The organism is uncultured Mucilaginibacter sp., from assembly GCF_903913935.1.
Taxonomy (GTDB): domain Bacteria; phylum Bacteroidota; class Bacteroidia; order Sphingobacteriales; family Sphingobacteriaceae; genus Mucilaginibacter.
The window spans coordinates 1-9971 of the sequence record NZ_CAIWNH010000533.1; the positions used below are offsets into that span (position 1 = coordinate 1).

General features: G+C 44.8%; 11 protein-coding genes. 5 read left to right on the top strand and 6 right to left on the bottom strand.

Translation table 11 applies throughout. The annotated features are described in order from the left end of the window. Positions 1–133 precede the first annotated feature (133 nt). Both QZY09_RS21445 and ilvA read left to right on the top strand, forming a co-directional pair. A complete protein-coding gene (locus QZY09_RS21445) occupies positions 134–1300 on the top strand; it encodes a 2-isopropylmalate synthase (RefSeq protein WP_295675923.1) in 1167 nt (388 codons plus the stop codon). A gap of 4 nt (positions 1301–1304) precedes the next feature. Next, positions 1305–2543: a threonine ammonia-lyase IlvA gene (gene ilvA / locus QZY09_RS21450; protein ID WP_295675925.1), complete on the top strand. Its 1239-nt coding sequence runs from the start codon at positions 1305–1307 to the stop codon at positions 2541–2543. A gap of 58 nt (positions 2544–2601) precedes the next feature. Here ilvA and QZY09_RS21455 read toward each other — a convergent pair whose 3' ends face one another. From QZY09_RS21455 to QZY09_RS21480, 6 genes are all read right to left on the bottom strand, one after another. Beyond that, positions 2602–3627 (bottom strand): type II secretion system protein GspG, encoded by a 1026-nt coding sequence (locus QZY09_RS21455; RefSeq protein WP_295675927.1) that lies wholly within the window; start codon positions 3625–3627, stop codon positions 2602–2604. A 61-nt stretch (positions 3628–3688) separates the two neighbouring features. After that, entirely contained in the window at positions 3689–3973 is a 285-nt protein-coding gene (locus QZY09_RS21460) for a DUF2442 domain-containing protein (protein ID WP_295675930.1), read from the bottom strand. A gap of 439 nt (positions 3974–4412) precedes the next feature. Continuing rightward, entirely contained in the window at positions 4413–6614 is a 2202-nt protein-coding gene (locus tag QZY09_RS21465; protein ID WP_295675932.1) for an alpha-galactosidase, read from the bottom strand. A 205-nt stretch (positions 6615–6819) separates the two neighbouring features. Next, the gene (locus tag QZY09_RS21470) at positions 6820–8091 is read right to left on the bottom strand and encodes an amidohydrolase family protein (RefSeq protein WP_295675935.1); all 1272 of its coding nucleotides are present in this window, start codon (positions 8089–8091) and stop codon (positions 6820–6822) included. After that, positions 8088–8330 carry a hypothetical protein gene (locus QZY09_RS21475; RefSeq protein ID WP_295675937.1) on the bottom strand — a complete coding sequence of 81 codons (243 nt, stop codon included), beginning with the start codon at positions 8328–8330 and terminating at the stop codon, positions 8088–8090. Before QZY09_RS21475 ends, QZY09_RS21470 begins: the two co-directional genes overlap by 4 nt. Further along, on the bottom strand, positions 8323–8550 hold the full coding sequence (locus QZY09_RS21480; RefSeq protein WP_295675938.1) for a UPF0175 family protein: 228 nt from the start codon (positions 8548–8550) through the stop codon (positions 8323–8325). The genes QZY09_RS21475 and QZY09_RS21480 overlap by 8 nt, the downstream gene beginning before the upstream one ends. A 75-nt stretch (positions 8551–8625) precedes the next feature. On the opposite strand from QZY09_RS21480, the gene QZY09_RS21485 reads away from it, so the two are divergent. The 3 genes from QZY09_RS21485 to QZY09_RS21495 are packed head-to-tail and all read left to right on the top strand — an operon-like array spanning position 8626 to position 9938. After that, positions 8626–9030 (top strand): sigma-70 family RNA polymerase sigma factor, encoded by a 405-nt coding sequence (locus tag QZY09_RS21485; protein WP_295675942.1) that lies wholly within the window; start codon positions 8626–8628, stop codon positions 9028–9030. Continuing rightward, a complete protein-coding gene (locus tag QZY09_RS21490; RefSeq protein ID WP_295675944.1) occupies positions 9023–9184 on the top strand; it encodes a sigma factor-like helix-turn-helix DNA-binding protein in 162 nt (53 codons plus the stop codon). The genes QZY09_RS21485 and QZY09_RS21490 overlap by 8 nt, the downstream gene beginning before the upstream one ends. Next, a complete protein-coding gene (locus QZY09_RS21495; RefSeq protein ID WP_295675946.1) occupies positions 9168–9938 on the top strand; it encodes a hypothetical protein in 771 nt (256 codons plus the stop codon). Before QZY09_RS21490 ends, QZY09_RS21495 begins: the two co-directional genes overlap by 17 nt. Positions 9939–9971 lie beyond the last annotated feature (33 nt).

Consider the following 9971-nt stretch of genomic DNA (forward strand, 5'->3'; position numbering starts at 1 on the left):
ATCGGTGAAATCACAAAGAAATCGGTGAAATCACGAAAAAAAAAAATGTAAGCATTAACCGATGTTGGATGTGGAATGGGAGACTTTGCAAAGTCTAACGTTTCATATCTGACATCTCAAATCAAGAAAAAAGATGATACACGATCCAAACCGCGTTTATGTTTTCGATACCACGCTTCGTGATGGCGAGCAGGTACCGGGCTGCCAGTTAACTACTTCTGAAAAGATAGAGATCGCAAGGGAGCTGGAGGCATTGGGAGTGGATATTATTGAGGCAGGTTTCCCTATTTCAAGCCCGGGTGATTTTCAAAGTGTAGTTGAAATCTCCAAATCAGTGACTCACCCTACCGTTTGTGCCTTAACCAGGGCCAACAGGGGGGATATCGATGTGGCTGTGGAATCGCTTAGGTATGCCAAACACCCTCGGATCCATACCGGGATAGGGTCTTCAGATCAGCATATCAAACATAAATTCAACAGCACCCGCGAGGAAATACTGGCGCGCGCCGTTGATGCAGTAAAATATGCCAAAAAATCTGTCGAGGATATTGAGTTTTACGCAGAAGATGCAGGGCGTGCCGATGTTGCCTTCCTGGCACAAATGGTAGAAGCTGTTATTGCTGCCGGTGCAACCGTAGTGAACATTCCGGATACCAATGGCTATTGCCTGCCCGAACAATATGGCGGCAAGATCAAATACCTTAAAGATAACGTTCAGAACATTGATAAAGCCATCATCTCTGTTCATTGCCATAACGATCTGGGCCTGGCCACTGCCAACTCAGTTGCCGGTTTACAATACGGTGCAAGGCAGATTGAGGGCACAATCAACGGTATTGGCGAACGTGCCGGAAACACTTCCATTGAGGAAGTGGTAATGATCTTAAAAACACATCCTACGCTCGGCTTGCATACCAACATCCATGCCCGTAATTTTTACGAGATCAGCCGTATGGTGAGCACCCAAATGCGGATGCCGGTGCAGGCCAACAAGGCAATTGTCGGCAGCAATGCATTTGCACACAGTTCGGGCATTCATCAGGATGGCTTTTTAAAGAACCGCGAAAATTACGAGATCATTAAGCCTGAAGACGTGGGCTTTCCGAACGCGTCAATTGTGCTTACCGCACGTAGCGGCAGGCATGCCTTAAAGTTCCACCTGGAACGTTTGGGGCATTCGCTGGATAAGAAAGAACTGGAGGGCGTTTATAAAAACTTTCTTACCCTGGCAGATGTTAAGCTTGATATAGATGATAACGACCTGCTTGGCCTGGTGGCTTACAGGTTAGTGAGACAATAGTGATGTGGAAATAACCCTTGATTTTGAATCAGCTTACGAACGTTTAAAAGGGACGGTTAAACGTACCCCGCTTATTTATAACGACCGCTTATCTGAAAAATACGGTTGCGAACTTTATTTAAAACGTGAGGACCTGCAAACGGTACGGTCGTACAAACTGCGCGGAGCCTTTAACATGATCAGCCAGTTAACGGCTGATGAGCGGAGCCGTGGTGTGGTTTGCGCCAGCGCGGGCAACCATGCGCAGGGCGTTGCTTTTTCCTGCAATAAACTGAATATAAGAGGTGTGATCTTTATGCCCGGGATCACTCCGAAACAAAAGATCAGCCAGACCGAAATGTTTGGCAGCGGCCATGTGGAGATCATCCTGGTAGGCGATACTTTTGACGACTGCCTGCTGGAGGCCTTAAAATATACCCAGGCCAACCAAATGACCTTTATCCCCCCGTTTGATAATTACAGCGTAATTGAAGGCCAGGGAACCGTTGGCGTTGAAATACTGGAAGACTTACCCGAAACTGAAGTTGTAGTGATGCCGATTGGCGGCGGCGGCCTGGCAGCAGGGGTGGGCACTTATTTAAAACAACAAAACCCCGATATTTTTTTAATCGGCGTTGAACCCGAAGGTGCCCCTAGTATGCTCAAGGCCTTTGAACATGGCGGCCCCGTAACCCTGCCGGATATCGACCGCTTCGTAGATGGCGCCGCGGTAAAAACCGTAGGCAAGTTAACTTATGACCTGTGCCGCAATGTTTTGGACGAGATGCTACTGGTTGCCGAAGGTAAAGTTTGTACCACCATATTAAAATTATACAATGAGGATGCTATTGTGGTTGAACCGGCAGGCGCCTTATCTGTAGCGGTACTTGATGAATGTAAGGACCAGATCAAAGGCAAAAAGGTAGTTTGCATCATCAGCGGCGGTAACAATGATATCGCCAGGATGCAGGAGATCAAAGAGAAATCTTTGCTGTACGAAGGCTTGAAGCATTACTTTATCGTACGCTTCCCCCAAAGGCCCGGCGCGCTAAAGCTCTTCGTGAATAATGTATTGGGACCGCATGATGACATTACCCGTTTTGAATTTATCAAAAAATCTGAAAAAGAAAACGGGCCGGCCCTGGTAGGTATTGAACTAAAATCGGCTGATGATTACCCCGCCCTGTTAAAACGCATGGAAACCTATCGCTTCGAGGTTATTGAACTGAACAGGGACCAGACTTTGTTTGAGTTTTTGGTGTAAATTATATTGACGTTTTGCTTATCGTCAGAATGTTATAAGTCGTAATATCAATTTGCGGTCATTTCCTTATAAAACCAAGTTTACTGGTATCCCCATTGGTGAGGTTTGGATAAATATCATCGGCAGTATTCGGTTTGCCATCCTTTCCCACAGAAAACAAGAAATATTTATTTCCTTTCCGCTGATACTGGTAGGTAACTGATTTTTTATTCCCGTTAATGGCTTGTGTAGGGTCGTCAATAGAAGTGAAACTATCTTTTGTTTGGATTTGTTGCAGGCTATCAGGGTATGCTCCATTTTGTAGTTTGTAAAATTCGATATCTTTCACCAGGTCATTTAGCTGGATTTGGGCGATGTTTGCAAAGCCGTCTTTTACGATACCGCTCGTTTGTACAAAATAAATCATCGAACCGTATGTGCCAATTGTTATAAGCATTCCAATCGCCCCCATGATAATAAACACTTTATCCTTGTAATGAACGATACCTAATATAAGCACCACCAAGCCTGCAAAGAAGCCTATAACCGGTATCAGGCAAAGTATCCCTATCAAATAGCCCGGCTTAAAAGTAAACGGTTCTTTTGCGGCAACGCCTTTCGTGTTGGCAATACCATTTTTTACTATCCTTAAAAAATGTTCGATCTCCTCAATCGACGAAAAACACCAAACAGGTAAAAGGTAGTAGCCGCCTAACTTGGGAATCAGGAATATAAAATTACCTGTTCTTCCAACCTGCCTGATGTCTTCATACCTTAAAAACGTTGCCGGAATTTCACCGGCTATTTCAATTCCGGAAGCAAATGGTTTATACGTTCTGAGGTCGGTTGGGGACAGGATGCCGTCATAAGCTTTTCTAATTTTCGTCTTTAAACGAAAATAGGGGATCCCTATAAAAAGCGGAGCTAATATAACCCCAAGAAATAAAAAATTTACTAAACAAGCCGATGAAATTGGAATGAAGGCGGATAAAATGAGATCTACAATCAATAAAATAAAAAGCCGCTGAAGTAAATTTCTTCTTAAGCTATAGTTCCTGAAAAAATCATTGTGATCGTGTTCGGTTGTTTCAACTACTATTTCCATGTATGGGGTTATTTGCTATTTATAGGCTTTAAAAGTTTAAGAATTAAGCTACTAAAAATCGTTAGTTTATGCGGCCCTCGTACAGATCATGAACCGGAAATATTAAATCATAATCATTCCAGTTTAAATTGCCGTTTATGATTTTAAACTGTTTAAACAGGTTTTCATTTAAATATTTTGAAATAGAGGGATGAAGTGATTTGAGCAGAAAGGGTTTGAAACCAACCAATTTCTCATTTCCATCACTAAACAAAATTCTGATAGCAAAATCCCCGATATAATTGGCCAATGTAACTTCAATCACATCAGTTGGGCTATCAATTTTATAATCGTGAACTATTTTCAATTTTTTTTATCCAATTTAATTCAGGTTCGGCATAAGAAAACTCCTTGCCACATCGGGCAATGCTATTAAATTAAGATGGGCTTACCCCATCGGGGTCTAATATCGGTAGAAAAAAAATAATCAGCTATTCCCGTGCCGTAGGTACGGAACTTAAACGCAAATGCATTAGCGCCAATGCCGCTTTAATTGTTACGTACCTACGGCACGCTTTTCGTTTGTGATCTATTTTTCTACCAATATTTCGCACCTAACGGCGCAATCAAAAAAATCATGACTCCTTAATTTAATAGCCATGCAACATCTGGGCTACCCTTCGCGAATTGGGTAACCCCTGACGGGGCAATATTTCCTGTCCATTATGTTCCTACAAAGCGGTAGCCCGCCATTTGGCGGGGCATTTTGCTATTGTATGCTGATTCTTATATCGAATAAAGTTAATTTATTTCTGCTCCTTCACCCCGATCAAAACACTCGTCCTGCCTTCCCTAACATCAGGGTTAATACCCACGGTCATCAAAAACTTACCGCTATAGGTTGCATTAGCGATGGACGATTGGGTGCCCGGGAATAAATTCACCTCGGTTATCGCATAGTTTTTATCGGGGTTAAGCCCTTTCAGCTTAATGGGCAGTTTGCTGCCTGCCGCATACCGGGTATTCACCAGGTAGTTGAACATAATGGCACTGGTTTTGGTAGTGTCGACATACATGATAGAGGCAACATCGTTTTCCCTCGGATCCTGTAAACGGTATTGGTCGCCATGCCATATTGCTTCGGAAAATTCCTTGTAAGTTTTAACCGAACCCTGGCAAAAAGCCAGTTCATCGGGTTTTAGTTTGCCCACCACGATATCAAAACCCAGTTTGCCCATCATCGCCACATCTACCCTGAATTTAATTGGCTCCTTGCCCCAGTTGGTCACATGGTTGGAGCTGGCCAGCGCCGGGTAGAAATAGGAATATTCCCATTGGATAAAGATCCTTTCCAGCGGTTCAGTATTATCGCTGGGCCAGTATTCGGTAAAATATTTTAAGGCGCCGTAATCCACCCTGCCACCGCCGCCTGAGCACAGCATCATGGGCACTTTAGGATACTTGGCGCGCAAACGGTCCAACACTTTATATAACCCGAAAACATAATCGGTATAAAAATTAGACTGGTCCTTTTCATAAGCTGAATGTGCGTTATACATCACCGAATTACAATCCCATTTGATATAAGCCAGGTCGGGGTTTTTGACGAAAAGATTATCAACGATATTAAATACAAAGTCCTGCACTTTGGGATTAGTAAGATCAAGCACCAGTTGGTTGCGCATATAGTATTCGGGGCGCTGCGGCTGTTTGATCACCCAGTCGGGATGTTTTTCATACAACTCACTTTTGGGGTTCACCATTTCCGGCTCCACCCAGATCCCGAATTTTACCCCATCACCGCTTGCTGCTTTAGTTAAAAAGGCAATGTTATCAGGCAGTTTCGCTTTGTTTTCCTGCCAGTCGCCAAGCCCCTGGTGGTCACCATTGCGGGGGTATTTATTGCCAAACCAACCATCATCCAGTAAAAACAGATCGACGCCAAGTGTTTTGGTGTCTTTTAAAATATCAGATAATTTATGCTCATCAAAATCAAAAAAAGTTGATTCCCAATTGTTCAACAAGGTTAAACGCGGACCTTCGCCATCCGCAATTTTATATTTCCGGGCCCAGGTTTGCAGGTTGCGGCTGGCTTCGCCTTTCCCTTTATTGCTCAGCGTGTACACAAATTTAGGCGTTGTAAATTCCACGCCGGGTTTAAGTACATAAGCGGCCGCATAATTGTTGATGCCGGCTATGAGCCGCAGGTTATTGGATGGATCAACCTCAAAATCCATGCGGTAATTGCCGCTCCACTCCATATTACCGTATAAAACTTCGCCCTCATCCTCGCCTGCGGATTTATTTAAGGACACCATAAACACCGGTGGTTCAAACAGATCGGCGCGGCTACCCAGTTTGGAATCGAGGGTTTTAATGCCATGGTCAAGTTGTTCCTCTTCAGGCCGCATTTCCTGCGCCCAGTCGCCATGGAAATGTTTTAGCCAGTATGAGCCTGCCTGCAGGTAAAGGTTGGCTGATGCGTACTTACGCAGCGCCACATCATGCTTTTCATGATGGGTGATCACGCTCCATTGTTCGGTAACGTCTTCATTAAAATAAGTCTCGTAGTTCAGCGTCACTTCAAAATCATAAACGGAATCTTTCAGACGGATGCTCAGCAAACTAATATCGTCACTGATCTTTGAAGCGGTGTGGCTTACATATTTCAGGTCGAGCGATTGATTGCCATCTGCATGGGTAACCGCAATGGCGGGTTCCAGCAGGTTACGTGATCCGGCCGTTGTATAGGCTGCATTATATCCTTCAGTATTGCCATCAAGGCGAAAGGCTTTGGCCATAGCGCCATATTCATTTTTATCAGAAAGCTTTTTGCCGAAATAAACCGTATTCAGGTATTTTTCGGGGCTTACCTGTAATACCAGCGCGTTGTCCTTGCTTTCGATGGGTATGGTGATGGATTGCGCTTTAGCTGTTGAAACGCTTATTATTAAAAATAAAAAAGGAACTATCCCCTTCCAGGACGCATTTGAGTAGATTTTATACATGGTCATAAATTATTTTTAAGCACAAAAACGAATTCAATATTTTAGTTCCCCTCTCGAGAGGGGGGTGTGAAGGCTTGTGTTGTGACAGGGGTGTGTTCACCGGCATGTTGGCTAACACACCCCTGCCCCCTCTCGAGAAGGGAATCGCACAGGGCCAGTTTGAACAGTGCTTTTTGGGCACTAAAATATTCTAAATCGGTTTTTATTAATTGGTATAGATAACACCGTCCTTCATTACCAGTTTAACCAGTTTTACGGCTTTAATATCCTGGGTCGGGTCGCCTTCAATGGCAACCATGTCGGCAAGATAGCCGTTTTTTATATTGCCGAGTTCTTTCAATCCAAAAACATCTGCGTTTACTGAAGTAGCTGATCGCAAAACATCGATGGGTTTCATGCCGTACTCAACCATCAGCAGCATTTCGCGGGCATTATCGCCATGGGTAAATACGCCCACGTCGCCGCCCATGCAAATAGTAACGCCCGCTTTAAGGGCTTCGGTAAAAATATAATGCTTTTGTTTAACACCTGCCGGATCGGGATCAATCCTTTTTTTCCAGCCGTGATAGGTTGAGATCGCTTCGGTTGCCGAAATCGTTGGGCAAAGTGCAATGCCTTTTTCCTTCATCAGGGCAAAAAGTTCGGGCGTACCTCCGTCACCATGTTCAATGGTATTCACGCCGGCCAGGATAGCCCGCCGCATTCCCTCTGTGGTGCCCGAATGTACCGCTACTATTCTGCCGCTGCTGTGGGCAACATCCACAGCTGTTTTCAACTCCTCTAAAGTAAAAGTGGGTTCGGCCGTTTCATCTGGCCCCCAGCGATAATCCACATAAATTTTAACCACATCTGCACCGTGCCCAATTTGTGAACGTACGGCGTGGGTGATGCCATCTATTCCGTCAGCTTCTTCGGCGCCTTTTAGTACATCCGCTTCATTTACCAGCGCTTTGGGGCCATAGCTGCCAGTGGCAACAATGGCGCGGGTGGCAACCAGCATCCGCGGGCCGGGGATTATCCCTTTTTCAATCGCTGTTTTTAAACCAACATCATCATAACCGGCGCCTTCGGTACCCAAATCACGCACGGTAGTGAAACCTGCCAGCAGGGTGGCTTTCGCATGCATTACGGCACGTGCTGTACGCTCGGCACGGCTTTCGGTAAGCACCTGGTCGTTCCAGCTGGTTTCATTATAGGGATGAAGAAAAAGATGCGAGTGGCCCTCTATCATTCCGGGCATTAGTGTTGCGCCTTTTAAATCGATTATTTTAGAAGAACCAGGAGCGTTTACAGATGCCGGCTCACCTACCGCTTCAATGTGGTTCCCTTTTACCAGCACCCACCAACCACTATGCATTTGCAGCCCGTCGAACACCCGGTCAGGTTTCAACAAGGTATAACTATCATTTATTGACTGTTGTGCAAAAAGGTTGATCGGGGATAAAAAGATGATCGACGCAAAAAACAACTTTTTCATATAGCTTGCTCTCCTGCTTGTTTCAAAGCACCTTTGTCTACCTGTAATTCTAATATCTGTTGCTTTTGAAAATCAAATGGTGACTTGATAACTATCCATTCACGAAGTGTTTCGCCAAATTCTTTTACAATATCGTGAGTGGTTATAATTCTCCCGTAAACTTTTAATAAGAGGTCTAATTCATTTATGTTTGACAGAATGATAAAACAGCTGGTATCAGCAATTACAACATCAGGCATTTTTTACATCTTTGATGACATCAGTTGCCGGATAATTAAAAATGGAGACCCCGTAGTTACCAAGTAGTTCTGCAAAAGTGCGCTTTGTAAGGCCGGCAACTTCGGCTGCCTGCCCAAGGGAAAGCTTTCCCTTTTCGTACAAACTCGCAGCTAAAAGCATTGCCGCTTCCTTTGCATCGACATTTGCCGAATCAGGTATATTTAAGGTGATGACTTTCATATTCAAATTTAGTTAATTTTATTTTCATTACCATGCAACCATTGTACCCCTCTTTCCATCTTACCTGTAAATTATATGTTTTTGGAGCAAGTTTACCATATAGAAGAACTGATAAAACGATGCAAAGCCGGGGAGCGCAAAGCACAGGAATTGCTGTACAAGCAATTTGCTTCGAAAATGCTGGGGGTTTGTTTCAGGTATGCCACCGACAAAATGGAAGCCGAGGACATGCTGCAAAACGGGTTCATTAAAGTGTTTCAAAAGTTGGCCGACTACCGCGGCGAAGGCTCATTTGAAGGCTGGATCAGGCGGATCATGGTGCACAGCTCCATTGAATATTACCGCAAGCACCATAAAATGATGCAAGTGGTGGATATTGAAGAAGCAGGAAACGAATCATCCGTTAATCCACTGGCTACGGCTAAGCTGGCAGCTGAAGATTATCCGGCAGCTGTCGCCGGGATACCGGATCGTGTTTAACCTTTATGCGATTGAAGGCTATTCGCATAAAGAGATTGCGGCAATAGCAGGGATAACTGAAGGCGCTTCAAAGTCGCAACTGTCAAGGGCGCGAAGTGTATTAAAGGAACAGGTCATAAAATTGGAGGGAAAAAAGTATGGATATGCAGGATAAAGAAATGGACGGGCTCTTCCGCTCAAAACTGGAAGGTTTTGAAATGGAGCCATCTGCCGGTGTTTGGCCCGGGATTGCGGCTGAACTTGATCCGCCGAAGAAAAAATACACCCTGGTGCCGTTTTTAAACGTTGCTGCCAGTATTGTTGTATTGGTTGGAGCCGGTTTGTTATTCCTGCCCAAAAAAGTAGTAGTACAGCATAAACGGGCGGTTGTTGCGATAGCCGGCAAAGTCGTAACTTCGGTAAACCATGTATCAACTACAAACAGTGCGGCGCAGACAACTGCCAGTGGGGTAGTGCTCAACCACCAAAGTAATATAGCTGTGGCGCAGCCTGGAAAAGCAGCCCTGACAGGTGCTGTTTCGCCTGTTACTACCATTGCCAAACCGGCAATAAATACGCAACCCATACAACAGGAAATAATTGCCAATGTACCGCTAAAACAGCCAGAGGTAAAGGCGGTGGTACCTGACAATTCAACACCGTTGATTGCCAAACAAGCGCCCGACCTGGTGCATGCGTTCAATACCCAACCCCAGGTGGCAGCAGTGGTGGTAATGCCAATTCAAAAGGATACACTGCCCATAATACCCAGGCGCGGCATCCACAGCATTGGTGGGCTGGTGAATGTACTGGTAGCCAAGGTGGATAAGCGCAGGGATAAAATAATTGAATTTTCGGCAGATGACGATGGAGAGAGCCACGTTACCGGGATTAACCTGGGCATCATAAAAATCAAAAAAAGAGAATGAAACTCTTCAGCGTAGCGATGGGTTTCAAACCCA